The 23582-nt window shown below is 68.3% G+C and carries 27 protein-coding genes; 7 read left to right on the top strand and 20 right to left on the bottom strand.

Annotated features, from left to right (window positions below; genetic code table 11):
* The first annotated feature begins 94 nt into the window (after positions 1-94).
* From meaB to ABZ345_RS21685, 4 genes are all read left to right on the top strand, one after another.
* Positions 95-1135 (top strand): methylmalonyl Co-A mutase-associated GTPase MeaB, encoded by a 1041-nt coding sequence (gene meaB, locus ABZ345_RS21700; protein ID WP_359851398.1) that lies wholly within the window; start codon positions 95-97, stop codon positions 1133-1135.
* A gap of 56 nt (positions 1136-1191) precedes the next feature.
* Positions 1192-1485: a hypothetical protein gene (locus tag ABZ345_RS21695; RefSeq protein WP_359851395.1), complete on the top strand. Its 294-nt coding sequence runs from the start codon at positions 1192-1194 to the stop codon at positions 1483-1485.
* 204 nt (positions 1486-1689) lie between these two features.
* Complete coding sequence (locus ABZ345_RS21690; protein WP_359851392.1) at positions 1690-2862, top strand: M20 family metallopeptidase; 1173 nt, start codon at positions 1690-1692, stop codon at positions 2860-2862.
* Positions 2859-4136, top strand: a complete 1278-nt coding sequence (locus tag ABZ345_RS21685) for a M20 family metallopeptidase (protein WP_359851389.1) — start codon at positions 2859-2861, stop codon at positions 4134-4136. Before ABZ345_RS21690 ends, ABZ345_RS21685 begins: the two co-directional genes overlap by 4 nt.
* A 62-nt stretch (positions 4137-4198) precedes the next feature.
* Here the strand turns inward: ABZ345_RS21685 and ABZ345_RS21680 are convergent, their stop codons facing one another.
* From ABZ345_RS21680 to ABZ345_RS21670, 3 genes are all read right to left on the bottom strand, one after another.
* Positions 4199-5131, bottom strand: a complete 933-nt coding sequence (locus ABZ345_RS21680) for a hypothetical protein (RefSeq protein WP_359851386.1) — start codon at positions 5129-5131, stop codon at positions 4199-4201.
* Positions 5080-6477, bottom strand: coding sequence for an alkaline phosphatase D family protein (locus tag ABZ345_RS21675; RefSeq protein ID WP_359851383.1), 1398 nt, complete (start codon positions 6475-6477; stop codon positions 5080-5082). Before ABZ345_RS21675 ends, ABZ345_RS21680 begins: the two co-directional genes overlap by 52 nt.
* Positions 6478-6541: 64 nt before the next feature.
* Positions 6542-8251, bottom strand: a complete 1710-nt coding sequence (locus ABZ345_RS21670; protein ID WP_359851425.1) for a glycerol-3-phosphate dehydrogenase/oxidase — start codon at positions 8249-8251, stop codon at positions 6542-6544.
* Between the two features lie 286 nt (positions 8252-8537).
* On the opposite strand from ABZ345_RS21670, the gene ABZ345_RS21665 reads away from it, so the two are divergent.
* Together ABZ345_RS21665 and glpK are read left to right on the top strand one after the other, a co-directional pair.
* Positions 8538-9281 (top strand): MIP/aquaporin family protein, encoded by a 744-nt coding sequence (locus ABZ345_RS21665; RefSeq protein WP_359851380.1) that lies wholly within the window; start codon positions 8538-8540, stop codon positions 9279-9281.
* Between the two features lie 13 nt (positions 9282-9294).
* On the top strand, positions 9295-10803 hold the full coding sequence (glpK, locus tag ABZ345_RS21660; RefSeq protein WP_359851377.1) for a glycerol kinase GlpK: 1509 nt from the start codon (positions 9295-9297) through the stop codon (positions 10801-10803).
* Positions 10804-10821: 18 nt separating this feature from the next.
* On the opposite strand, the gene ABZ345_RS21655 is transcribed toward glpK, so the two are convergent.
* The 10 genes from ABZ345_RS21655 to ABZ345_RS21610 all read right to left on the bottom strand — a co-directional run bounded on the left by ABZ345_RS21655 (position 10822) and on the right by ABZ345_RS21610 (position 18007).
* Complete coding sequence (locus ABZ345_RS21655) at positions 10822-11361, bottom strand: sortase (RefSeq protein ID WP_359851376.1); 540 nt, start codon at positions 11359-11361, stop codon at positions 10822-10824.
* A 70-nt stretch (positions 11362-11431) separates the two neighbouring features.
* Positions 11432-12130 carry a hypothetical protein gene (locus ABZ345_RS21650; RefSeq protein WP_359851373.1) on the bottom strand — a complete coding sequence of 233 codons (699 nt, stop codon included), beginning with the start codon at positions 12128-12130 and terminating at the stop codon, positions 11432-11434.
* Positions 12131-12144: 14 nt separating this feature from the next.
* Entirely contained in the window at positions 12145-12834 is a 690-nt protein-coding gene (locus ABZ345_RS21645) for a hypothetical protein (protein ID WP_359851370.1), read from the bottom strand.
* A gap of 21 nt (positions 12835-12855) precedes the next feature.
* Positions 12856-13545 carry a hypothetical protein gene (locus ABZ345_RS21640; RefSeq protein WP_359851367.1) on the bottom strand — a complete coding sequence of 230 codons (690 nt, stop codon included), beginning with the start codon at positions 13543-13545 and terminating at the stop codon, positions 12856-12858.
* Positions 13546-13568: 23 nt separating this feature from the next.
* The gene (locus tag ABZ345_RS21635) at positions 13569-14060 is read right to left on the bottom strand and encodes a hypothetical protein (protein ID WP_359851364.1); all 492 of its coding nucleotides are present in this window, start codon (positions 14058-14060) and stop codon (positions 13569-13571) included.
* 11 nt (positions 14061-14071) lie between these two features.
* Positions 14072-14665, bottom strand: coding sequence for a class F sortase (locus ABZ345_RS21630; protein WP_359851361.1), 594 nt, complete (start codon positions 14663-14665; stop codon positions 14072-14074).
* 48 nt (positions 14666-14713) lie between these two features.
* Positions 14714-15265 (bottom strand): hypothetical protein, encoded by a 552-nt coding sequence (locus tag ABZ345_RS21625; protein ID WP_359851359.1) that lies wholly within the window; start codon positions 15263-15265, stop codon positions 14714-14716.
* 20 nt (positions 15266-15285) lie between these two features.
* Positions 15286-15867 (bottom strand): class F sortase, encoded by a 582-nt coding sequence (locus ABZ345_RS21620; protein ID WP_359851356.1) that lies wholly within the window; start codon positions 15865-15867, stop codon positions 15286-15288.
* Positions 15864-16523 (bottom strand): hypothetical protein, encoded by a 660-nt coding sequence (locus tag ABZ345_RS21615; protein ID WP_359851354.1) that lies wholly within the window; start codon positions 16521-16523, stop codon positions 15864-15866. The genes ABZ345_RS21620 and ABZ345_RS21615 overlap by 4 nt, the downstream gene beginning before the upstream one ends.
* Positions 16524-16603: 80 nt before the next feature.
* On the bottom strand, positions 16604-18007 hold the full coding sequence (locus ABZ345_RS21610) for an NAD(P)H-quinone dehydrogenase (protein ID WP_359851351.1): 1404 nt from the start codon (positions 18005-18007) through the stop codon (positions 16604-16606).
* 109 nt (positions 18008-18116) lie between these two features.
* Between ABZ345_RS21610 and ABZ345_RS21605 the strand changes: the two genes are divergently transcribed.
* Positions 18117-18566, top strand: a complete 450-nt coding sequence (locus tag ABZ345_RS21605; RefSeq protein WP_045317832.1) for a gamma-glutamylcyclotransferase family protein — start codon at positions 18117-18119, stop codon at positions 18564-18566.
* An 18-nt stretch (positions 18567-18584) separates the two neighbouring features.
* Here ABZ345_RS21605 and ABZ345_RS21600 read toward each other — a convergent pair whose 3' ends face one another.
* The 7 genes from ABZ345_RS21600 to ABZ345_RS21570 all read right to left on the bottom strand — a co-directional run bounded on the left by ABZ345_RS21600 (position 18585) and on the right by ABZ345_RS21570 (position 23359).
* On the bottom strand, positions 18585-19391 hold the full coding sequence (locus ABZ345_RS21600; protein WP_359851347.1) for an ESX secretion-associated protein EspG: 807 nt from the start codon (positions 19389-19391) through the stop codon (positions 18585-18587).
* On the bottom strand, positions 19391-20587 hold the full coding sequence (locus tag ABZ345_RS21595; RefSeq protein ID WP_359851345.1) for a PPE domain-containing protein: 1197 nt from the start codon (positions 20585-20587) through the stop codon (positions 19391-19393). The genes ABZ345_RS21600 and ABZ345_RS21595 overlap by 1 nt, the downstream gene beginning before the upstream one ends.
* Position 20588: 1 nt before the next feature.
* Entirely contained in the window at positions 20589-20954 is a 366-nt protein-coding gene (locus ABZ345_RS21590) for a transcriptional regulator (RefSeq protein ID WP_359851343.1), read from the bottom strand.
* 97 nt (positions 20955-21051) lie between these two features.
* Positions 21052-21633, bottom strand: coding sequence for a DUF3558 domain-containing protein (locus ABZ345_RS21585; RefSeq protein WP_359851340.1), 582 nt, complete (start codon positions 21631-21633; stop codon positions 21052-21054).
* A gap of 6 nt (positions 21634-21639) precedes the next feature.
* Entirely contained in the window at positions 21640-22206 is a 567-nt protein-coding gene (locus tag ABZ345_RS21580) for a GNAT family protein (RefSeq protein ID WP_359851337.1), read from the bottom strand.
* A gap of 11 nt (positions 22207-22217) precedes the next feature.
* Positions 22218-22994 carry an HAD-IA family hydrolase gene (locus tag ABZ345_RS21575; protein ID WP_359851334.1) on the bottom strand — a complete coding sequence of 259 codons (777 nt, stop codon included), beginning with the start codon at positions 22992-22994 and terminating at the stop codon, positions 22218-22220.
* A complete protein-coding gene (locus ABZ345_RS21570) occupies positions 22973-23359 on the bottom strand; it encodes a DUF1707 domain-containing protein (protein ID WP_359851331.1) in 387 nt (128 codons plus the stop codon). Before ABZ345_RS21570 ends, ABZ345_RS21575 begins: the two co-directional genes overlap by 22 nt.
* Positions 23360-23582: the final 223 nt, after the last annotated feature.

Raw genomic sequence — 23582 nt, 5'->3', positions numbered from 1 at the left:
GCCACCGTTTTCTACGCCCCCCCCCCTGGCACCCCCGCGGTCCCCCCCCCCCCCCCACAACCGCCCGATATGAGGGCGCGGGGGAGGCACCGCGATGAACCCGTCTGAACGGCAAAACAACGCGCCGAAGGCCAGTGGTCACCGCACTAGGGTGATCGACGTCGCGGAGCTCACCCAGGGCGTTCTGCAGGGCAAGCGCGGTGTGCTCGCAAGGGCAATCACGCTCGTCGAGTCCAAACGGGCGGACCACCGAGCGAAGGCGCAGGAGCTGCTGATCGAGCTGTTGCCCAAGTCGGGCAACGCGATCAGGGTCGGCATCACCGGTGTTCCGGGCGTGGGCAAGTCGACGTTCATCGACGCGCTGGGCACCACGCTCACCGAGAAGGGCCACCGGGTCGCGGTGCTCGCCGTCGACCCGTCGTCCACTCGCACCGGCGGCAGCATTCTGGGCGACAAGACGCGGATGGCGCGGCTGTCGGTCAACGAGAAGGCGTTCATCAGGCCCTCGCCGACGTCCGGCACGCTCGGCGGCGTCGCGCAGGCCACCCGCGAGACGATCGTGCTGGTCGAGGCCGCGGGCTTCGACGTCGTGCTGGTCGAGACGGTCGGCGTCGGGCAGTCGGAGGTGGCCGTCGCGAACATGACGGACTGCTCGCTGTTCCTGACGCTCGCGCGCACCGGCGACCAGCTGCAGGGCATCAAGAAGGGCATTCTGGAGCTCGCCGACGTCATCGCGGTCAACAAGGCCGACGGCGAGCACGAGCTGGACGCCCGCAAGGCCGCGCGGGAGCTGGCCGGAGCCATCAAACTTCTGCGTCCTGCCGATGCGTTGTGGCACCCGCCGGTGCTGACGTGCTCGGGCCTGACCGGCGTCGGGCTCGAAGAGCTGTGGTCCCGCGTGCTGGAACACCAGTCCACCTTGAGGGACGCTGGTGAGCTGGACGAGCGGCGTCGACGTCAGCAGGTCGAATGGACTTGGATGATGGTCCATGACGAACTGTGGCGGCAGGTGCGAGAGAGCGCCGCCGTGCGCGCGTTGGCACCCTCTCTGGAAGAGAAGGTCAGGTCGGGAGAGCTGACCGCGACGCTTGCCGCTGAGCAGATTTTGAAGGCGTTCCAATCGGACTCACGGTAGGCGCTTAACTAGTTTGGGTGACCTTCGATCGTGGTATTCGAGGTAGGCTTCAGGCCATGTCGAGGTTCCTGCTGGCCTGCGTGTTCGCGCTGATGAGCGTCGTCGGGATCGCCGGGGTGGCGTCCGCGCAAGAGGCGCCGAACGCGCCCGTGGCGGCTGCGCAGCAGACGACGGTGAATCCGGGTCCGGCCGTGAACGCACCGCAGGAACCGGCGCCTGAAGTACGCCAGGAGACCAAGCGCAAACTGTGGATCGGCGCCATCGCGCTGGGCCTGTTCGCGCTCGTCTACTGGCGCAACAAGCGCCGATGGGCGGCGTGGCGCAAGGCGCGGGCAGCCAAGAAGGGCTGACCGCCGGTCGTTCGGGCTGAGACTGCTCGTCCCAGATGATGGGACGTGATAGTCAAAATTAAGCGTGCTTCTCGACCATTTGCGTCATCGTTGATCGGTCAGACCGAAACTCGCTCGCCGCTTGGCGCAGCGCTGCGACCGGCCAGCCGGTTGATCATCATCAGCGCACCGCGTCTTTCAGGCGGTGATGCAGGATGGTGGCAAATGGGTACCGACTTGAAGATCAGCACACGCTCGACCGTCGAGCGGTACTCGGACGCGCTGCTGGACCTGTCGCACTCGATCCACGCCGAGCCTGAGCTGGCCTTCGAGGAGCACCGCAGCGCAGAGAAGATCACTTCACTGCTGGCCCGCGAGGGCTTCAAGATCGACCGCGGGGTGGCCGACCTCGATACCGCGTTCGTCGCGACCTACGGCGACGGCGAGCTGGTGCTGGGACTTTGTGCCGAGTACGACGCGCTGCCCGAGGTCGGGCACGCGTGCGGGCACAACGTCATCGCCGCCGCTTCGGTGGGCTCGGCGCTCGCTCTGCGTGATGTCGCTGACCAGTTGGGTATCACCGTCAAGGTGATCGGAACTCCGGCGGAAGAGGTCGGCGGCGGCAAGGTGCTCATGCTCGAGCGGGGCGTGTTCGACGACGTCTCGTTCTCGATGATGGTGCACCCCGCGCCGTACGAGTCGTGCGCGGCGAAGTCGCTGGCCATCACGGACCTCGAGGTGCACTACAAGGGCAAGCCGTCACACGCGGCCGCAGCCCCTCACCTGGGCATCAACGCCGCGGACGCGGTGACGGTCGCGCAGATCTCGATCAGCCTGCTGCGTCAGCACCTCGAGCCCGGCCAGATGGTGACCGGCATCGTCACCAACGGCGGTACCGTGCCGAACGTAATACCCGCCCGCGCATCGGCGATGTTCGATGTGAGGGCGGAGAACTTGGAATCGTTGCAGCGCCTGGAGAACCGGATCCGGGACTGCTTTCAGGCCGGCGCGCTCGCGACCGGCTGCACCCATGAGGTCGAGCAGGTCTCACCGATCTACGCCGAGCTGACTCCCGACTCGTGGCTCGCGGACGCCTACCGGCGCGCGGCCACTGACCTGGGACGACGACCGCTCTCGCCCGAGCAGGAACAGCGAGAGAAGATCGGGAGCACCGACATGGGCAACGTCACCAGAGTGTTGCCCGCCATCCACCCGACCATTGCCATCGACTGCGGAGACGCGGTGAACCACCAACAAGAGTTCGCGACCGCCTGTGCCTCGGCGTCGGCGGACCGTGCATTGCTCGATGGAGCACTTGCCATGGCCTGGACGACGATCGCGACAGCCACCGATTCCCAGCAGCGCGCACGGCTGCTGGCCCGCGGAGGAGCGGCATGACGGTCCTGGACTCCCGCCCTTCGGGCTCCTCAACTGTGAAGACGTCCACCGAGATGCTCGTGGACCCCACCGGGGTGAGCATGTCTCCTGTGGATGATCTCGGAGAGGGCCGCGGCCCCGCGTGGCTGGACGACTGGCTGAAGGCGCACTCCGCCGACGTCATCGCCTGGCGCCGCCACATCCACTCCAACCCCGAGCTGTCCCGCCGCGAGTACAACACCACCGAACTGGTGGCGAAGCTGCTCCGCGAGGTCGGTCTCAAGCCGCGCATCCTTCCCGGCGGCACTGGCCTGATCTGCGACATCGGCAACGGCCCCCGCTGCGTGGCTCTCCGCGCGGACATGGACGCGTTGCCGCTGCACGAGAACACGGGCCTCCCGTTCGAGTCCACTGTGGACGGTGTGTCGCACGCGTGCGGTCACGACGCCCACACGACGGTCCTGATCGGCACGGCCCTCGCGCTCGCGTCGGCCACCGAACTGCCCGGCCGCGTCCGTCTGGTGTTCCAGCCGGCCGAGGAAGTCATGCCGGGCGGCGCGCTGGACGTGCTGGCCGCGGGCGGACTCGACGGCGTGGAGCGGATCTTCGGCCTGCACTGCGACCCGCGTCTGCAGGTCGGCCGGATCGGCACGCGCATCGGCGCCATCACGTCGGCCTCCGACCTGCTGGAGCTGCGGCTGAACTCGCCGGGCGGCCACACCTCGCGCCCGCACCTCACCGCGGACCTGGTGCACGCGCTCGGCACGGTCATCACCGGCCTGCCGACGATGCTGTCCCGCCGCGTCGACCCGCGTTCCGGCACCGTCCTGGTGTGGGGCGCCGTCCACGCGGGTGAGGCGCCCAACGCCGTCCCGCAGGACGGTCTGCTGCGCGGCACGCTGCGCACCGGCGACCGCGACATCTGGGCCGAGCTCGAGCCGCTGGTCAAGGACCTGGTCACCGGGCTTCTTGCGCCCACGGGCGTCGGCTTCGACCTGCACCACCGCCGCGGCGTGCCCCCGGTGGTGAACGAGCGCGAGTCCACCCAGATCCTGCGCGCCGGCATCGAGGCCGCCCTGGGTGACGACGCCCTGGCCGGCACCGAGCAGTCGTCCGGCGGCGAGGACTTCGGCTGGTACCTGGAGCACGTGCCCGGCTCGTTCGCGCGCCTCGGCGTGTGGAACGGCCAGGAGAAGCAGCGCGACCTGCACCAGCCGACGTTCGACCTGGACGAGCGCGCGCTCCTCGTGGGCGTCCGCGTCATGGTCCACACGGCCCTGGCCGCCCTGGCCTAGCTCTTCGTCGTCTGCAAGTACTACCAACCCCCCGGTCGGTAGTACTTGCAGACGACGGCGGCTCAGCTCTTCACGTACAGCATCTTCGGGTTGCCGAAGCTCCGGAACAGGCTGAACGCGTCCTTGATGTCGTTCGGCCGCAATTTGACGCAGCCGTTGGACTTGAAATCGGTGTCGCCGTTCCAGCACGTCGACTCCGGGGTGCAGTCCTGTCCGCCGTTTTTGGTCATCTCGCTGTGAATGAAGAGTTCCGTGCGCAGCGTTCCGCGGCCGCCTGACTTGCAATGCTTGTCTTCAACCCAGATGGCGTTGCCCTTGATCTTGCCGTCGTAGTGTTTGAAGGTGCCCTTGACCCGGTAGTCACCGTTGGGGAGCCATCCCACGTTCGTCTTGCAGGCGTCCCTCTTTACGCCGGAGCCCGAGGCATAGCTCCGCATGAGCACGGTGTTCGGACGATCCGGGAAGTTCCTGAACAGGTACAACCGGAGCACTCCCCGGTACCCCGAGCCCTTGTCGTAGACGAAGTACAGGTAGCTCCCGCGAGGCAGTGCCGCGAGGGTCGCTTCCGCTTCCTCGTCGGTGGCCGCCGCGTGCTTGTCCACGATCGAGCTGAGCGTCACGGTCGGTTCGCCGACCGGGAGGTGGACCTCTTCCGGTTCTTCCTCCACGGGTTCGGACGGGTCGGCACCGCCCGGTGGGTCGTCCGCGACTGCCCCCGAAACGACGCTGTTGTCCGGTGCCGCGAATACCGGCGAACTGACCGCGAATGAACTCGTGACCGCCGCCGCCAACAACAGCAGCGCGGCTTTCCTGCGCAAACCCCTCATCTGAAATCCCCCTCCTCGGAATGGGACGAACAGCAGCGAGCGTATGAGCGCTGCGCGGCTGCGGTCGTCCCACGCCGAGTTGAGAATCAGGTGCGACTTTCGCGGTACAGCGGGGTTTACTGCGGCGGTACCGGCTCGACGGTCGCCGTGTCGTGCAGGGTGCGCCACGAGTGCGCGAGGCTCACCGCCGTGTTCGGGTCACGCTTGTCCGCGACGTAGTACCAGTCCATGCGCACTTCTTCTGACGTCACGGTCATCACCTGCGCGCCGTGCGAGTCGAGCTCGACGAACTTCACGTGCGGGTTCAACGCGCGGAACTGCGCCTCGATCTGCAACGAGATGGTGCGCGGCGGCGCCCCGGCGCGTTCGTCGAAGTTGTCCGACGTGACCGAGGTCGAGACGAACTCGGTGGCCACGGACTTGTCGCCGAGCGGCACGTTGATCGCCCACGACGAGTGGATGTCGCCGGTCAGGAACACAGCGTTCTTCATCCCGGCCCGGTCCAGCGCCTTCAGCACGTACTCCCGGTCAGCGGGAAACCCGTCCCACTGGTCGGTGTTCGTCGGCGGCGTCCCCGGCAGCGGCGGGATCTTCAACGGCGCGATCATCACCGAGTTGCCGACGAGCTTCCACCGCGCCGACCCGTCGGTCAGCGCCGAAGCCAGCCAGGTGCGCTGCTCGGCGCCGAGGATCGTGGTGTCCGTGCGGTAGCTGCGCAGGTCGAGCATGGTCAGGTCGGCCAGCTGTCCGAACCTCAGCCGCCGGGTCAGCTTGCCCTCCCTGACCGGCATCCACTCGAAGTAGGCCTGCGTGGCCGCGGCCAGCCGGGCGCCCCACGGGCCCTCGGTCGCCGGGTCGTGCACGGGCGAGCCGATGGAGGAGGAGTTCTCGGCCGACTCGTGATCGTCCCAGGTCACGACGAACGGGTGCTTCGCGTGCAGGGCCTGCAGGTGTGGGTCGGTCTTGTACTGCGCGTGCCGGATCCGGTAGTCGGCGAGCGTCTCGCACTCGTGCTGCGGCTCGGTGACGCGCACGCCCGGATCGGTGTACTCGTAGATGTAGTCCCCGAGGTGGATCACGGCGTCCAGGTCGTCCTGCGCGGCCAGGTGCCCGTAGGCGCCGAAGTAGCCGGCGATCCAGTTCGAGCAGGACACCACGCCGAACTTCAGCGAACCGCAGTGGTCCGACACCCGCGGCGCGGTCTTCGTGCGGCCGACCGGCGAGACGACGTCACCGGTGCGGAATCGGTAGTAGTAGTGGGAAGAGGGACGAAGGCCGGAGACCTCGACCTTCACGGTGTGGTCGCAGTGGGCACCGGTGCGGGTGCGGCCGCGAGCGACCACGTGCTCGAACGCCGCGTCCCGCGCGACCTCCCAGCGCACGGGCTCATCGGTGACCACGCGGGTCCACAGCAGGACGCCGTCGGGCAACGGGTCGCCGGACGCGACACCGTGCGTGAAAGAAGGCGCCTCGGCAGCGTGGCCGGTACCGGCGGAAGCCGCGGTACCGGCCACAACTGCACTGACAGCAAGAAAAGTTCGACGATCAACCCCAGACATGCCTCAAGCATGCCCGAGATCAGCTCACCGGTTCGATCAGTTGGGCACGTGCCTCCGGGGCAGCGGCACGAACCGCGTCCGCCGCCTGGTCGTCCGGCTTGGTCTGGGAATCGCGCTCGGCCTCGACGCGCGCGTTGTAGACCTCGATCTCGCGCTTGATCGCGTCCTCGTCCCAGCCGAGGATCGGCGCGATCAGCCGTGCCACCGCCTCCGCCGAGTCGACACCGCGGTGCGCGTACTCGATGGAGATGCGCAGGCGCCGCGTCAACACGTCCTCGAGGTGCATCGCGCCCTCGTGCGATGCCGCGTACACCGCCTCGACCTGGAGGTAGTCGGGGGAGGCGGGGATCGGCTTGAGCAGCTCGGGGTTGTCCGCTGCCAGCGACAACACCTCGTGCACCAGCGATCCGTAGCGGTCCAGCAGGTGCCGCACCCGGTACGGATGCAGCCCGTGCTTGGCCGCCAGCTGGTCGGCCTGGTTGACCAGCGCGTGGTAGCCGTCGGCACCGACCAGCGGCACCTTGTCCGTGATGGACGGCTGGATCCGGCCGGGCAGGTCCACGTGCGCCGCGTCGACGGCGTCCGCGCCCATCACCCGGTACGTCGTGTACTTGCCGCCCGCGATCGCGACCAGCCCGGGAGCGACCCTGGCCACCGCGTGCTCGCGCGAAAGCTTCGACGTCGAATCGGACTCGCCCGCCAGCAACGGCCTCAAGCCCGCGTAAACACCCTCGATGTCGTCGTGCGTCAACGGGGTCGCGAGCACCGAGTTGACGTGCTCGAGGATGTAGTCGATGTCGTGCTTGGTCGCCGCCGGGTGCGCCAGGTCGAGGTTCCAGTCGGTGTCCGTGGTGCCGACGATCCAGTGGTTGCGCCACGGGATCACGAACAGCACGGACTTCTCGGTGCGCAGGATCATCCCGGCCTCGGCCACGATCCGGTCGCGCGGCACCACGATGTGGACGCCCTTGGAGGCCCGCACCCGGAACCGGCCGCGCGAGCCCGAAAGCCGCTGCAGCTCGTCCGTCCACACGCCCGTCGCGTTGATCACCGCGTGCGCCCGGACGTCGACCTCGCGACCGTCCTCGACGTCACGCACGCGCACCCCGGACACGCGATCGGCCTCGCGCAGGAACCCGACCACCTGGGTCGAGGTGCGCACGACGGCGCCGTAGTGCGCGGCGGTGCGGCCGACCATCATCGTGTGCCGTGCGTCATCGGCCTGTGCGTCGTAGTAGCGGATGCCGCCGATCAACGCGTCGCGCCTCAGAGCGGGAACCAGTCGGAGGGCACCCGCTCGGGTGAGGTGTTTCTGCCCCGGCACGGACCGGGCGCCGCCCATCGTGTCGTAGAGGAACAGGCCGGCCGCCGTGTACGGGCGCTCCCAGACCCTGTTCGAGAGCGGGTAGAGGAACGCGACCGGCTTGACCAGGTGCGGTGCGATCCGCGTCAGCATCAGCTCGCGCTCGCGCAGTGCCTCGCGGACCAGACCGAACTCGAGCTGCTCCAGGTACCGCAGGCCGCCGTGGAAGAGCTTGGAGGACCGGCTGGACGTGCCCGACGCCAGGTCACGGGCCTCGACGAGCGCCACCCGCAGGCCTCGGGTGGCCGCGTCCAGCGCCGCACCGACACCGACCACACCACCACCGATCACCACGAGGTCGAAGGTCTCCGCTCCCAGCCGCTGCCAGCTCTCCTCACGTTCGGCTGGCCCGAGCCTGCCGGTGATCGGAGGGGCGTGGTGGGTTTGCGGTGCTGCAGCTGCGTTCTTGCGCGTTGCCACGACAGACGCCTCCCTGTGACGACTCGCGGATCACGTTACCTGCAGCAACGCCCGTTCGCCCACGGGCGCGAAGACCAGAATCCAACGGCCTGAAAATGGCCCCACCGCACGTACTTGGCGTAGACAACTGATCAGCACGGTAATAGCGTCCGAGCACGTTGTAGGCGGGCGGCGCGGCCCTGACCTCGGGTTTGCGCGTCCTCCTCAGGCCGCAAAGCACGGGAGGTCGGCAATGAGTGCAGGCTCGATCTTCGTTTGGGAGATGCTGGGGACCGCGGTCCTCATCCTCCTGGGCACCGGTGTCGTCGCGAACCAGGTGCTCAAGAACACGCTCGGCAACAGCACCGGGTTCCTGTTCGTCAACGTCGGCTGGGCCTTCGCCGTCTTCACCGGCGCCAGCATCGCCAACCCGAGCAAAGCGCACCTGAACCCGGCGGTGACGCTGGGGCTGGCGATCGCGGACAAGACGCCTTGGGGCGACGTTCCGTTCTACATCCTCGGGCAGATGGTCGGCGCGATCATCGGTGCCATGCTCTGCTGGGCGACGTACAAGATGCAGTTCGACACGCACGACGAGCCGCAGAACACCCTCGGCATCTTCTCCACGGGACCGACCGTGCCGAACACGGTGTGGAACCTCGTGTCCGAGATCATCGGCACGTTCGTGCTCGTCGCGTGGATCCTGCTGTCGCCGGGTGCGAAGGTGGCGACCGACGGGACCCCGCAGTTCGGCAACTCGGCGCTCGGCTACGCGGGTGTCGCGTTCGTCGTCCTGGTGATCGGTACGTCGCTCGGTGGCCCGACGGGCTACGCCATCAACCCGGCGCGCGACCTCGGTCCGCGCATCGCCTACGCGTTCCTCATGCCGATTCGCAACAAGGGCAACGCCAACTGGGGCTACTCGTGGATCCCGGTCGTCGGCCCGCTCGTGGGTGGCGCGCTCGCCGCGCTGCTCTACCTGGTTCTCCCGGTCTGAAAGGACTACTCGCATGACCCAGTACGTGGCCGCGATCGACCAGGGCACCACGTCGACCCGTTGCATGATCTTCGACCACTCGGGTCGAGTGGTGTCGGTCGACCAGAAGGAGCACGAGCAGATCTTCCCGAAGGCGGGCTGGGTCGAGCACGACCCGAAGGAGGTCTGGCAGAACACCCGCCAGGTCGCCGCGGGCGCGCTCGCCAAGGCCGATCTGACCACTTCGGACATCGCCGCCGTCGGCATCACCAACCAGCGCGAAACCGCGGTGGTGTGGGACAAGAACACCGGCGAACCCGTCTACAACGCCATCGTCTGGCAGGACACGCGCACCGACAAGATCGTGCAGGAGCTCGGTGCGCTGGGCGGCGGGCAGGAGCGGTACCGCGCCAAGGTCGGCCTGCCGCTGGCGACCTACTTCTCCGGCCCCAAGGTCCGGTGGATCCTCGACAACGTCTCCGGTGCCCGTGAGCGTGCCGAAGCCGGCGACCTGCTGTTCGGCAACATGGACACGTGGGTGCTGTGGAACATGACGGGCGGGGTCGACGGCGGCGTGCACGTCACCGACCCGACGAACGCGTCGCGCACCATGCTGATGGACCTCGACACGCTGCAGTGGGACTCGTCGATCGCCTCCGACATGGGCATTCCGATGTCGATGCTGCCGGAGATCCGGTCGTCGTCGGAGGTCTACGGCCAGGTGCGCGAACGCGGTGCGCTGGCCGGTGTGCCGATCGCCGGCATCCTCGGCGACCAGCAGGCGGCGACGTTCGGCCAGGCCTGTCTCTCGCCCGGTGAAGCCAAGAACACCTACGGCACCGGCAACTTCATGCTGCTCAACACCGGCACCGAGAAGGTGATGAGCGAGAACGGTTTGCTCACCACCGTCTGCTACAAGATCGGCGACGCGGCAGCCGTGTACGCGCTGGAAGGCTCGATCGCGGTCACCGGCTCGCTGGTGCAGTGGCTGCGCGACAACCTCGGCATGATCGGCACCGCGGCCGAGATCGAGGAGCACGCGCGGTCGGTCGAGGACAACGGCGGCGCGTACTTCGTGCCCGCGTTCTCGGGCCTGTTCGCACCGTACTGGCGTTCCGACGCCCGCGGCGCGATCGTCGGCCTGACCCGGTACGTCAACAAGGGCCACCTCGCGCGTGCCGTGCTGGAGGCGACCGCCTTCCAGACGCGGGAGGTGCTCGACGCGATGAACGCCGACTCCGGCGTGGACCTGACGGCGTTGAAGGTCGACGGCGGCATGGTCGTGAACGAGCTGCTGATGCAGTTCCAGGCGGACATCCTCGGCGTGCCGGTGATCCGGCCGGTGGTCGCCGAGACGACCGCGCTGGGCGCTGCTTACGCGGCGGGTCTCGCGGTCGGGTTCTGGAAGACCGAGGACGACATCCGCGAGAACTGGGCTCAGGACAAGAAGTGGGAACCGGCGATGGACGACGCCCGCCGCACGTCCGAGTACGCGAACTGGAAGAAGGCCGTCACGAAGACCTTCGACTGGGTCGAAGACTGAGTTGATCGCCGCTCGCGGTTACTGAGCGGGGGTTGCATGCACGATCACGTTGTCGCGGGTGCCGCACGTGATCAGCCGCAGCCCCTGCTCGTCCGCGTCCCTCGCGACGGCCTCGGCGAAGAAGTCGTCACGGATGATCCTCTCCGTGCGCTCGACCGTGAACCGGGCTACCGAACCGTCCTTCTTGGACACTTCGACGATGTCGCCCTGCGACAGGTCGTTCAGCCGGTAGTAGACACCTCTGGCCTTGTTGCTCTCGATCCGCCCGACGATGATCCACTGCTGCGGGTGCGTCTGCCGCCACCCGGCCTGCATGCCCTCGTTGACCGGCGGCATCTGCACGACGCCCTGCGGGTCGAGGCCGAGCTGGACCAACGACGACCGCACACCGATCCGCTCGATCCGCAGTTCCATCGGATCGGAGCTGCCGAGCGGCGAGACCACCGGCGGCGGCGCGCTGTCACTGGTCGCCGCCGACGGCTTCGGTGCCGGCCCCTGCGAGCAGGCGGCGGTGGCCAGCGCCACGCTCAGCACCGCGATCAAGACACGAGTCCCCACGAACCCATTGACGCACATCCGGTGGGTTAGTTGCTCCTCCAATCAAGACGGAGCCGAACCGTGACCAGACTCATGCCGTGCCGCCGCCACCGGTGTCGGGTGCGCCCTTGGGCTTGACGATCGGGGGCTTGGGCTTTCCGGACGCGGGTGGCGTGGTCGTCGGTGGCGTGCCGAGAACACGGAACGTCCTCACGCTGCCTTCCGGACGGTTCGAGCACCGCCAGATCGCCTCGTACGTGCCAGGCGTCGTGACTACCGTGGTGTAACCACTGACGTGCCCCATGTTGCCGCCCTGAAGCGTCGGCGGTACCGCGAACCCGGGAGACGTCAGCTGCGACGTTCCATAACAGCCACCGCCGCTGTAGATGCTGCCGAAAATGCTGATCGTGCCGCCGGGCTCGACCTCTGCCGGGTCCAGGCCCCAGTTGAAATCGAGCGCATCGACGGTGAACTGAGCGGTCAGCGTCTTGGAGTCGCACTGCACGGTCGCGGTGTAAGTGCCCGCCTTGGTCGTGGCTGATCCGAAGCCCTCCAGGCGGTTCGAGCCGTCGCCGAGCGGGGAGAGCATGATCGGTTCCCTGAAACCCGGCGACGTGACCGCGGAGAACGTCTCGCACGGACCGGTCGTCGCTCTGATGCTCTCTCCGCTGATCACGGTTGCGGGCATCTCGAGCTTCGGTTGCTGCTGTTGTGCCGTCGCGAGCGGCGAGAACGTCACGGCGACTGACAGTGCTAGTGCGGTCGTTGCCAGAACTCTCCTGTTGTCCATTTTGGTCGGCCTCCTCAGGCGGTGCCGCCGCCACCGGTGTCAGGTGCGCCCTTGGGCTTGACGATCGGCGGCTTGGGCTTGCCGGGCGGGGGTGGAGTGGTCGACGTCGGCGGGTCGCCGAGGATGCGGAACGTCTTCACGTCGCTTTCCGGGCGGTCCGAGCACTGCAGGACCACCTCGTACGTGCCGGGTGTGGTGATCACCGTGGTGTCACCGGTGATGCGGCCCATGTTGCCGCCGACGACCTTCATGGGCGCCGCGAAGCCGGGAGACGTGAGCGGTGACTTCGGGAAACAGCCGCCGTTGTAGATGTTGGTCTGCAGGTAGATCGTGCCGCCCGGCTCGATCTCCGCCGGGCCGAGGCTCCAGGCGATCGGCAGCGCGCCGACGTCGAAGGTCGTTGTGAGCGTCTTGCTGTCGCACTGGAGGGACGCGGTGTAGGTGCCCGACTCGGCTACGGCCGGGCCGGAGCCGTGCAGCCGGTCCGGGTCGCCGGGCATCGGTTCGAGCGTGATCGGCCCCTTGAGTCCCGGCGAGGTGACCGTGGAGAACGTCTTGCACGGGCCGGTCATCACGGTGACCACGCCGCCGTTCGACACCTTCGCGGGCAGCTTGAGCGTCGGTTCCTGTTGTGCGGCGGCTAGTGGTGTGAACACCGCGGCGGCCGTCAGTGCGACCGCCGCGGTCGCCAATGTCCTTCTCATCGTGGTGTTCCTCCCCCTGCTTCAGGCGGTTCCGCCGCCACCGGTCTGTGGTGCGCCCTTCGGCTTGACGATCGGTGGCTTCGGCTTGGGCGCAGGGGTTCCCTGCGGTGGTGGAGCGGCCGGCGCGGCCTTGATCGTGAACTGGTTGACCACCGAGTTGTTGGCACAGAAGATGGCGGCCTCGTAGGTGCCTGGAGTGGCGATGGCGGTGGTCTCGCTGATCACACGACCGTTGCCGGCATTCGCGAGCTTGGCCGGGGCGGTGAACCCCGCCGAGGTGGCCTCGCCGAGGCATTTGAAGCCGAACTCCAGGTTGATCCTGATCGTCTCGCCAGGGGCGTACTCGGCCTTGTCGAGGAACGGGTCGTTGCGCGGAGGCTTCAGCCACTCGACTGTGAAGCCCAGCGTGCCGGTTTCGGTGGTGTCCTTGCACTTCAATGTCGCCGTGTACTGGCCGGTGGTGGTGACGACCGTGCCGGACAGGCGGGCGAGGTCGACAGACGCGAAGCCGGGCGAGGTGAGCGACACGGGTCCGCCGGGACAGGTGCCTTCCTCGATCTTGGCCGTGAACCCGTTGCCGGGTCCGAAGACAGTGGCCCCTCCGAACGAGAACTCCGGCTTGACGGGCTCCTGCGCGCTGGCCATCGGTGTGAGTGCGAACGCGCTGCTGAACGCCAGCAGCGCGGCCGCGGATTTCCTGGTCCCCCTCATGGTTCTCCCCCTTGTGGTGTGATTCAGGCGGTTCCGCCGCCACCGGTGTCAGGTGACCCCGCGGGCTTGACGATCGGCGGCTTCGGCTTCGGGGCTCTCACCGGTGGCGCGACCTTGACCGTGAACTGGGTGACGATCAGAGCCCAGGTGCAGCGGATCTCGGCGAAATACCTGCCGGGAGTGGCGGCGGCACGGGTCACACCGGTCAACTGGTAGCCGCCGGTGCCCTGCTTCTGGGTGAGCTTGGCCGGGGCCGTGAACCCTGCCGAGGTTGCCTCGAGTACGCCGCATTCGTTCATGACTGTCAGGTTGATCCTGATCGTTCCGCCTGCCGGGTACTCCGCGCTGTCGAGGAACTGCCTCTCCGACGTGGGAGGGCCGCCGCCGGGACAGAAGCCCATGCAGGCCAACGAGAACTTTGGTGTTAGGGCCTCCTGTGCACTGGCCGTCGGCGTGAGCGCGAACGCCGTGCCGATCGCCAGCAGGACGGCCAGGGGTCTCCGGGGCCTCCTCATGATGTGCCTCCTCAGATCAGTGACGCGTAGACGATGATGTTGTCCTTGTAACTGCGGGCGGACTGGTCGAAGCTGCCCCCGCAGGTGATCAGCCGCAGTTCGGGTTCATCGGTCTCGCCGTAGACGGCCTCGGTGGGGAAGCTGTTCTTGGCGATCTGCTCGGTTCTGCGCACGCGGAACCTGGCCGTGGTGCCGTCCTTTCTGGACACCTCGACCTCGTCGCCCTCGCTGAGTTCCTTGAGCCGGAAGAAGATTCCCGGCTGCTTGTTGCCGTCGACGTGGCCCAGCAGCACGGCCGGACCCAGCTCGCCCGGCGTGCGCGCGAGCTTGTACCAACCGGCCTGCATCGGCTGTTCGACTGGCGGCACCTGGACCGTCTCGTCCGGGTTCAGCCCGAGCGGGACGAGTGAGGACTTCGCGCCGATCTTCGGGATGCGCAGCTCGGTCGGTTCGGACGGCGGCATGCCCTTGTCCACCGGTGCCGGCGGTGTCGACGCCGACGTGGAGGTCGGCGGTGCCGGGGCGGTGGGCAGCGTGACCTCAGGCTGCGGGGCGCAGCCGGTCAGCAGCACCAGTGCGACGAAGAGCCCCAGGAACGACCGCATGCCCCGAACACGCAGGTGTCCGGGGCGCGGTTGCCTTGTCGTGGTGCGTTATCGGATCGAGATGGTCGTGCCGCCGCCACCGGTGTCGGGTGCGCCCTTGGGCTTGGTGATCGGCGGCTTGGGCTTGCCGGGCGCCGGCGATGTGGTCGTCGGAGGCGTGGTCGTCGTCGGCGGCGCGTCGGGAATCTTGATCGCGAACGGGCTGACGCGCGAAACCTTGTCGCACTTGATCGTGGCGGTGTAGTCGCCGGGAACGGTGCCGGCTTTGGCCTCACCGGTCAGCTGGTAGGCGCCGGCGTCGACCGGTGTCTGCTTGAGTGCGACCGGGGCGGCGAACCCGGTGGAGGTCGCCTCGTGAGAGACGCATTCGGTGCCGAACGTCAGCTTGATCTTGATCGTCTCGCCGGGCGCGTACTCGAACTTGTCGAGGAACGGCCCCGGACAGGCGCCCGCCTTCAGCATGACCACGCCCTCGGTACCGGGTGAGCAGGCCGCGCTCAGCGACTGGAACTTCGGCGTGGCGGCTTCCTGCGCGCCGGCTGTCGGCGCGAGTGTCAGGGCGGCGGCTGCCAGCCCGACAACCGCAATGGTTGCTTTCATTTCTTTCTCCCCCAACGGTTTCAGATGAGCCTTGCGTAGACGATGACGTTGTCCCGGTAGCTGTGCGCGGCCTGGTCGAAGCTGCCCCCGCAGGTGATCAGCCGCAGCTCGGGTACGTCGGTCTCGCCGTAGACGGCCTCCGTGGGGAAGCTGTCCTTGGCGATCTGTTCCTTCCTCTGCACGCGGAACTTCGCCGTGGTGCCGTCCTTTCTGGACACCTCGATCTCGTCACCGGTGATGAGTTCCTTGAGCCGGAAGAAGATTCCTGGCTGCTTGTTGCCGTCGACGTGGCCGAGGACCACGGCCGGTCCCGCCTCGCCCGGCGTCCGGGCGTGCCGGTACCAGCCCGCCTGCATCGGTTGTTCGACCGGCGGAACCTCGACCGTGTTGTCCGGGTTGAGTCCCAGCGGCACCAGCGAGGAGACCGCGCCGATCTTCGAGATGCGGATCTCGGTCGGTTCTGACGGCGGCATGCCTGCGGTGGCAGGCGATTGCGTTGTGGCGGAGGCAGTTGGTGGCGCGGCCTGTGGTTCGGCCGCCGGAGGGGTGGCGCAGGCGCCTAGAAGTGCCAATGCCACCACCGCGATGGCGAGGCGCTTCATCGCGCCGTGCCTCCGCCGCCCGTCTGCGGTGCGCCCTTCGGCTTGACGATCGGAGCTTTCGGCTTGGGCTTCTCCGCGACCGGAGCCTTCGCCTTCACCACGAACTGCTTGAACTCCAGCGTGTCGCCGCAGAACATGCTCGCCTGGTACGTCCCCGGCGTGTCGACGACCTTGCCGCGGCCGATCCGCTGGGTCCCCTGCAGGGTGATGTCCGTGGTGAAGCCGACCGAGGACGCGACGTCGCCGCACTTCGAGGTCTCGGACTTGGTCACGACGATCTCGCCGCCTGCCTCGACCTCGGTCTTGTCGAGCGAGAAGGTGTCAGGTGTCTCCTGGACCACGAACGCCCTGCTGACCTTCTTGCCGTCGCACACCATCTCCGCGGTGTAGGAGCCGGGGATGAAACTTGCGGTGGCACGGGCGCGCATGGTGTTCGGCGGGTCGAGCTGATACTCGTCCGAGACTCCGTAGAGGAAGCCGTTCGAGGTCGCCTTGCCCTCGCACTTGTCGGCCGAGTCGTAGGACAGGGCGATCGGCCTGCCCATCAGATACACGGTCTTGTCGAGCTCGAAGCCCTTGTGCTCCTGCGCGCTCGCCGCATGTGCGAATGCGAACGCGGCCCCCACTGCGACGACGGTCGCCAGAATGCGTTTCATTTTCTTCTCCCCCGAGATGAAATCTGTACACCGAGGACGCCCCGCAGGACGCCTCGGTTGCCGGGGAGGTTCTGAGTTACCTAGTCGAGATCGTCGTGCCGCATGAGCTGGCGACCGGACTCGGTGATCGAGCCGGACAGCGACGGGTACACCGAGAACGTCGTCGCGAGGTGCTCGACGGTCAGCTGGTTCTGCACGGCCAGCGCGATCGGGAGGATCAGCTCGCTCGCGTTCGGCGCGACGACCACACCGCCGATGACGACGCCGGTCGCCGGGCGGCAGAACAGCTTCACGAAGCCCCGGCGCAGGCCTTCCATCTTGGCCCGCGGGTTCGTGGCCAGCGGCAGCATGATCGTGCGCGCGGGCACCTCGCCCGAGTCGATCGCCTGCTGGCTGATGCCGACGCTCGCGATCTCGGGGTTGGTGAAGACGTTGGCGGCGACGGTCTTGAGCTTGATCGGGCTGACGCCCTCGCCCAGCGCGTGCCACATCGCGATGCGGCCCTGCATGGCGGCCACGGACGCGAGCAGCAGGATGCCGGTGCAGTCGCCGGCCGCGTAGACGCCGCTGACGTTGGTCCGGCTGACCCGGTCGACGGGGATGTACCCGCCGCGGCCGAGTTCGATGCCGATCTTGTCGAGGCCGATGTCGGTGGTGTTCGGCACCGAGCCGACGGTCATCAGGGCGTGCGACGCCTCGATCGTGCGACCGTCTTCCAGGTGGATCAGCACACCGTCGCCGGTGTTCTCGACCTTGTCCGCGCGGGCGTGCTTGACGACGGCCGTGCCGCGCTCGGCGAACACGTCCTCGAGCACCGCGGCCGCGTCGGCGTCCTCGTGGGGGAGCACCCGGTCCCGGCTTGAGACCATCGTCACCTTCACGCCCATCTCGGTGTAGGCGGAGGCGAACTCGACACCCGTCACACCGGAGCCGATGACGGCGAGGTGCTCGGGCAGTTCGGGCAGGTCGTAGATCTGACGCCAGTTCAGGACCCGCTTGCCGTCCGGCTCCGCGCCTTCGAGCACGCGTGGCGTGGCGCCCGTTGCGATGAGCACCACATCGGCGTTGAGGATCTCTTCCTTGCCGTCCGCGCTGATGGCGACGACCTGGTGCTGGGCGAGCCCGCGCGAGTCGTCCGCGAACTTCGCGCGCCCGTTGATCAGCCGCACGCCTTCGCGCTGCAGCCGCGCCCGGACGTCCGCGGACTGCGCGAGCGCAAGGCCCTTCACCCGTCCGTGAACCACCGGCAGGTCGACCGCGGCGGCGTCGTTGTTGGTCTGAATGCCCAGCTCACCGGCGTTGCGGAAGGCGCTGCGAGCGCCGGCCGACGCGATGAAGGTCTTGGACGGCACGCAGTCGTAAAGAACACACGCGCCACCGGCCCCGTCGTTCTCGACCACGGTCACGTCGGCACCGTGCTGCGCCGCGACCAGGGCTGCCTCGTAACCTGCGGGTCCGCCGCCCATGATGACGATGCGGGTCACGATCAGTTCCCTTCTGCGCGCTTGCTGGCCGGCACAACCGTACGCGTTGGCCGAATCGCCCGTGTCGTCAGTACCGAAAGCTGATCGTTGGGTCGCTACGCTGTCGGACGTGCCGCTCTATGCCGCGTACGGGTCGAACATGGATCCGAACCAGATGATGGAGCGAGCCCCGTACTCCCCGCTCGCGGGGACCGGCTGGCTCGTCGGTTGGCGTCTGACGTTCGGTGGAGAGGACCTCGGCTGGGAAGGCGCTCTCGCGACCATCGTCGAAGAGCCTGACCAGCAGACGTTCTGCGTGCTCTACGACGTCTCGCCTCGCGACGAGTCGCGCCTGGACCGGTGGGAGGGCGCGCTCGGCCTCTACAAGAAGATCCGGTTGAGGGTGCAGACGCTCGAGGGGTCCGTGGTGGCGTGGCTGTACGTGCTGGACGCGTACGAGGGCGGTCTGCCGTCCGCCCGCTACATCGGGGTGGTGGCGGACGCGGCCGAGGCCGCCGGGGCGCCCGACGACTACGTGAACGACCTGCGGACGCGGCCCTGCCAGGGGATCGGGCCCTGACGAACCAGCCCTGACGGACTAGGCGCCGGTCGCCTCCGCCAGCAGTTCCACCAGGTGGTGGTGCAGGCGGCGGTAGTCGACCGGTGCGATCGTCGACCACGGCGGCTGCCCCTCCGAAGCACGCCGCATCTGCAGGTAGCGGCCCTTCGGCGTGTCGTAGAACGCCACGACCCGGTCCGGCCGCACCCGCTTGCCCCACTTGTCGCGTGCCGCGGCACCGAACTGGCCGCGGTTGGACACGTCGCGCACCATCTCGGCCAGCGTGCGGGCGTCGTCACCCCGCAGGTGACCTTGCAGCGAGGCCTCCAGGTCTTCCGGCGTCATCGCTGAGGCGGCCGCTGCGTCCAGGTCGGCGGAGGGCAGGGTGATCGAGTGGCCCTCACCTGCCGGTGCCGTAGGAAGAGCGGTCAGAGCCTCGCGCGGCAGCCCGTCGGCCTCGGCGGGGCGCAGGACCAGTTGGCCGCTGTCCAGCACGGCCAGGACGCCTGCCTGGCCCTTGCCCGCGGCGAGCAGGCGGACGCTGCGGTCGGCCAGCCACATGCGGGCGTCGATCTCCTGCTGTGGTCGGTTCAGGACGTGCAGCAGGTCTTCCAGGGTCGGGTCCAGGGAGCGCGGGCCGCCCAGGCCGCGGGCTCCCAGCTGGCGCCAGACGCGGTCCTCGACCTCCCGGCGCTCCTCGCGGGTCTTGCCCGGTGAGGGGACCTTCAGGACGAGGGGCATCGTCTCCAGGCCCAGGTGGTCCCAGAGGACGTCGAACTCCAGCGTGGAGATGACCACCGGGTCGCGCGTGTCGCTCATCCCGAGATCCAAGCCGAACAGAGTCATCAGTCGGTCGTGCTCTCCCCGATGACGGGCAGCGTGTAGCTGCCGACGCCGTAGATGTCGTCGCGTTCGCGGAGGTAGTCGGCGGCCTTGTGCTCCAGGTCCTCCTCGTCCTCGCCCTTGCGCGGGCCGCCCATGCCGCCGAAGGGGTCGAACGACTGCGGCATCGGCACGGCCCGGCGGTGGACCTGGTCGTTGCTCGACGACGCGCCGACCGTGCCCATCGAGCCCATGGCGGAACCGGACGCACCGGACGCACCGGCGGAGCCGCCGTGACCCATCATCTGGCCCACCGCGGCCGACGACGCGGCGGTCGCGCCCTCCTCCATCTGCTTGGACTCGGAACCGGAGCGCGGACGACCTCCGCGCTGGCCCGGCACGGCGACACCCGCGGTGCCCGTGGTGGAGGGACCGGACGTGCCGGCCGACGACAGCGAGGTCGTCGAGCCCTTCGAAGTCGACGAACCGACCCCCGTCGACACGCCGGAGGTGCGCGTCGTGGAGCCGGGAGGAGGCGTGCCACCACGCGGCGGAGGAGCGGAAGAAGTGCGCGGGCCGGTGCCGGTGCGACCGCGTGTGACACCACCCGTGGTGCCGTGCGGGCCGACGACCCAGGCTCCTGCCGTGCCCACCTGGGCACCGCCGCCCTGCGTCAGGCCGGTGCCGCTGATCTGCAGCTGCGGCGGCTGGCTGAACTGGCCCAGCGTCGAGGTGTTCGCCGTCGTGGACGACGCGTAGGTGGACATGACCTCACGGGCGCGGCGCTCGGCGGCGTCCTGGGCCGCCTCCTGCTTCTCGTGGTCGGTCTGGCCGCCGAAGAGATGCGTGAGGCCGGTGACCAGCGCTCCCGGCTGTTCGGAGCTCACATTGACCGGGGCCGGCATGTCCGCGCGGGCCTTCGAGATGTGGCCTGCCTGCAGTTCCGCCGAGTAGCGCATCACGTCGGCGCCGGTGCGGGCGCCGTCCGCCCACGCCGCGATCGGGTTCAGGCCCGCCTGCGCGATCTCCGAGGCCTTGCCCGACCACTTCGCGCCGGACAGCGTGATGCCCTTGTGCAGGTCGTCGTTGATCTCGGTCAGCGCGGCCGACACGCCCTGCCAGCGCTCCATCGACGCGAACGACGCGGAGGGGCCGGGACCTGCGTGGATGCGGTCGTACAGCTCCTTGTGGCTGTAGCCCTGCCAGCGATGATCGGCCATCTCAGCACCCGCTCTTGTTCATCATGCCGGTGTTGCCGCTCTCGACCACCTCGTACTGGCGCTCGATCTGGTTCAGGTTGTCCATCGCCGTCTTGAGCTGCCGCTGGTAGTTGAGCAGCGCCTGCAGCGCCGAGTCGCCGTCGGAGATCGACCTGTCGTTGAACTTCTCGGCGGCTTCCGCGCTGACCGGGTCACCCGCCCACGGCTTGACGCGGAACTCGGTGATCGCCATCTCGATCTGCTTGTCGAGCTTGGTCAGCGCGGCGGAGAACGTGTTGCGCAACGCCGGGATCGCCTCTGGTGCCACGTTCAGCTCGTGGCTGACGGGCGGCGAGGAGTCAGCCCCGCTACGTCCCCCTGGCGGCATGGTGCGACCTCCGGCGGTTGTGCGTACAAGCGCATCGACACTCTAACCACTGAAGGTAACGCTGAGGAGTGCGATCAGTGACATCCGCCCGTGTGGGTCAGCGCTTCTGGAGCAAACTGGCCATCGCCGCCTCGGCCACCCGATGTGCTCCCAGGCAAAGATGATCTTGTTGTGCCGCAGTGGAATTCCCGCCGTCGCGGAACATGACGTCGAGGAACTGACCCTCCGCCACGTCGATCTCCACGTTGCAGACGTCGTCGATGTCGGGTGTGCGGACGGTAATCGCCGCGAACCCCTCGATCGAGCTCACCGCGTACTCCACCTGGGCGTTCTCGGAGAGCCACACGTCGGCGCCGGAAGCCAGCACGAGGGCGAGCCGGGCCACGTTGCCGCTCGTCGTGCTGCGGATCGTGCACGCCTTCGCGTCGCCGAAGCTCTTCTCCACGTACGCGCTGGGCGGGTTGTCGAGGCTCAGCGAGGTGCGCTGCTCGGGGGTGAGCACCGCGCACGGGTCCAGGCCGTCGAGCGGAAGGGCGCGCGGACGCTGGGGGAAGTCCATCAGCGCGGAGGACGTCGTCGCAGGAGAGGACGGAGGCGCGCTGTCCAGAGCGCTAGGGGCAGGTCCGGCCGTGCACCCGGCCAGCGCCACCGCGACGAGGAGGAGCGCCGTGATCCGCATGGCCGGTCACCGTAGCTGCTCTGGGGCGGGGTCTGTCGCCAGTCGTGACCACATCAGCTCGTCCACGCGCTGGTCATCAATGATCAGCGCCTCGCGAAGTCGACCCTCCGGGGTGAACCCGCACTTCTCCGGGATGCGCTGCGAGGCCGGGTTGAACACCGAGTGCTTGTAGATGACCCGGTGCATGCCCATCGCGCCGAACGCCCAGCCGACCACCGCGTTGAGCGCCGTCGGCAGCACTCCCTTGCCGCGGTGCGCCGGGTGGGTCCAACACGTCACCTCGGCCGACTTCAGGTAGTGGTCGACGTTGTGGAGGATGATCCCGGCGACCACGTCCGCCGTGACGGCGTCGCACACGGCCCACGACCAGCGGTAGTTCTTCGCCCAGCCGTTGGTCATCAGCATGATGAACGTCTCGGCGGACGGACGGCCGTCGATGGTCAGGCGGTTCATGTACCGCCTGGTCTCCGGGTCCGCGTAGATCTCGACGAGCGCCGGCACGTCGTCGACGCGGTCGTCGTGGCGAAAGGCGCGCAGGTAGTACTCACCCGCGTTGATCTCAACTGGCTCCACGAGATCAGAGGCTAATGGTCGCCGGTGAACCCGTCGTGACCTTCCGCCAGATCGTCGAGCTCGGCCCGGTGCGCGGAGGCAGGGGTGCCGTCCGGTGCCGTGGTGAGCTCGATCACCCAGTCCACGTCCTCGGCGTCGTCCTCGCCCGCCAGCATGTCCCGGTGCACGTGGCACGGGCCCCAGCCGGCTTCCAGCAGTTCCGCGGCCAGCTCCTCGGCCTCGTCGCGGTCGGGGAGGATCAGCAGCACGGTCGGCGGGATCAGCCCGCGCACCGCCAGCGCGGTCCGCAACGCGTTCGTGTCCGGCACGTGCACGCCGTCCAGCCCCGCCTCGCACGCGGCCCGGGCGTTCTCCGCCGTGTCGTCGCAGAACACCGCAGTCGGGTACCCGAGCTCGTCCAGCACCCGCCGGAAGATCGCGGGATCCGGCTTCGCGACACCGAGCCGCGCAGAGTTGAAGATCGCGTCGAACTCCGCGTCCAGCCCGAGCCGGGCCAGATCCGCCTCCAGCCGCGTGGTCGCGTTGGACAACAACGCCACAAAACACTGCTTGCGCGCGGCCCGCACCAACGCCAGCGCCTCGCCGATCACCTCGCCGGGCGACGCGACCCAGTCCAGCCCGACCTCGTGCCGCCACTGCTCGTCGGTGATCTCACCGGTGACGGCCCGGCGCAGCAGCGACTGTTCGAAAGCGACCTCGGCGATCTCCGGCGCCAGGGGCGGGAACTTGCGCACCACGCCGTCGAGATCGAGCAGCAGCAACGGTTTCAGCGCCGGCGTCCGTTCCACTGGCCCCACAGGACCGCGACCGCGGGGATGAGCAGGAAGATCAACGGGTTCTTCACCAGGAAGAAGAAGGCCAGCACCACGGCGATGCCCACCACGGGCACGACCGAGCCCTCCCACCGGCGCGCGGGAGCCCGCGAGGGTTCGGGGAACATCGCCATCGGCGTGGCGAACGTGGGCCGCGGGTCAGGCAGGTCGTAGAACAACGCCATCAGCTCGCCGCGGGTCTTCGCGGTGGTGATCTTCGCGGACCGCTCGCCGTACTCGTCGATGTCGATGCGGCCCGCGCTCATGTGCTCGCCGAGCACCTGCAACGCCTGCTGACGCTCGGTGTCACCGATGCGGATGTCCCTGGACGGGTCGCTCACCCTTCAATCGTAGGTGAGCGACCAGCCCGAACCGCCTCGGCGCCCGCAGATCACGGATCGACCGTGAGTGTCAGACCCGTGGGTGACGGATCCGCGGTGAGTGCCGGCCCGTGGATGCGACGGATCCGCGGTGAGTGCAGGACCCGTGAGTACGACGGATCGGCCGTGAGTGCCGACCTGTGGGTGCGACGGATCCGCCGTGAGTGTCAGACCCCGTGGGTAC

Source organism: Lentzea sp. NPDC005914 (genome assembly GCF_040629405.1).
Taxonomy (GTDB): Bacteria; Actinomycetota; Actinomycetes; order Mycobacteriales; family Pseudonocardiaceae; genus Lentzea.
The sequence above is the reverse complement of the archived record's forward strand: the minus strand, read 5'-3'. Positions and strand labels throughout refer to the sequence as shown.

Bases quoted from the DNA above. Each gene is read 5' to 3' on its own strand.
- meaB (WP_359851398.1), top strand. From the start codon at position 95: ATGAACCCGTCTGAACGGCAAAACAACGCGCCGAAGGCCAGTGGTCAC.
- ABZ345_RS21695 (WP_359851395.1), top strand. From the start codon at position 1,192: ATGTCGAGGTTCCTGCTGGCCTGCGTGTTCGCGCTGATGAGCGTCGTC.
- ABZ345_RS21690 (WP_359851392.1), top strand. From the start codon at position 1,690: ATGGGTACCGACTTGAAGATCAGCACACGCTCGACCGTCGAGCGGTAC.
- ABZ345_RS21685 (WP_359851389.1), top strand. From the start codon at position 2,859: ATGACGGTCCTGGACTCCCGCCCTTCGGGCTCCTCAACTGTGAAGACG.
- ABZ345_RS21665 (WP_359851380.1), top strand. From the start codon at position 8,538: ATGAGTGCAGGCTCGATCTTCGTTTGGGAGATGCTGGGGACCGCGGTC.
- glpK (WP_359851377.1), top strand. From the start codon at position 9,295: ATGACCCAGTACGTGGCCGCGATCGACCAGGGCACCACGTCGACCCGT.
- ABZ345_RS21650 (WP_359851373.1), bottom strand. From the start codon at position 12,130: ATGGACAACAGGAGAGTTCTGGCAACGACCGCACTAGCACTGTCAGTC.
- ABZ345_RS21645 (WP_359851370.1), bottom strand. From the start codon at position 12,834: ATGAGAAGGACATTGGCGACCGCGGCGGTCGCACTGACGGCCGCCGCG.
- ABZ345_RS21640 (WP_359851367.1), bottom strand. From the start codon at position 13,545: ATGAGGGGGACCAGGAAATCCGCGGCCGCGCTGCTGGCGTTCAGCAGC.
- ABZ345_RS21635 (WP_359851364.1), bottom strand. From the start codon at position 14,060: ATGAGGAGGCCCCGGAGACCCCTGGCCGTCCTGCTGGCGATCGGCACG.
- ABZ345_RS21630 (WP_359851361.1), bottom strand. From the start codon at position 14,665: ATGCGGTCGTTCCTGGGGCTCTTCGTCGCACTGGTGCTGCTGACCGGC.
- ABZ345_RS21625 (WP_359851359.1), bottom strand. From the start codon at position 15,265: ATGAAAGCAACCATTGCGGTTGTCGGGCTGGCAGCCGCCGCCCTGACA.
- ABZ345_RS21620 (WP_359851356.1), bottom strand. From the start codon at position 15,867: ATGAAGCGCCTCGCCATCGCGGTGGTGGCATTGGCACTTCTAGGCGCC.
- ABZ345_RS21615 (WP_359851354.1), bottom strand. From the start codon at position 16,523: ATGAAACGCATTCTGGCGACCGTCGTCGCAGTGGGGGCCGCGTTCGCA.
- ABZ345_RS21600 (WP_359851347.1), bottom strand. From the start codon at position 19,391: ATGACTCTGTTCGGCTTGGATCTCGGGATGAGCGACACGCGCGACCCG.
- ABZ345_RS21595 (WP_359851345.1), bottom strand. From the start codon at position 20,587: ATGGCCGATCATCGCTGGCAGGGCTACAGCCACAAGGAGCTGTACGAC.
- ABZ345_RS21590 (WP_359851343.1), bottom strand. From the start codon at position 20,954: ATGCCGCCAGGGGGACGTAGCGGGGCTGACTCCTCGCCGCCCGTCAGC.
- ABZ345_RS21585 (WP_359851340.1), bottom strand. From the start codon at position 21,633: ATGCGGATCACGGCGCTCCTCCTCGTCGCGGTGGCGCTGGCCGGGTGC.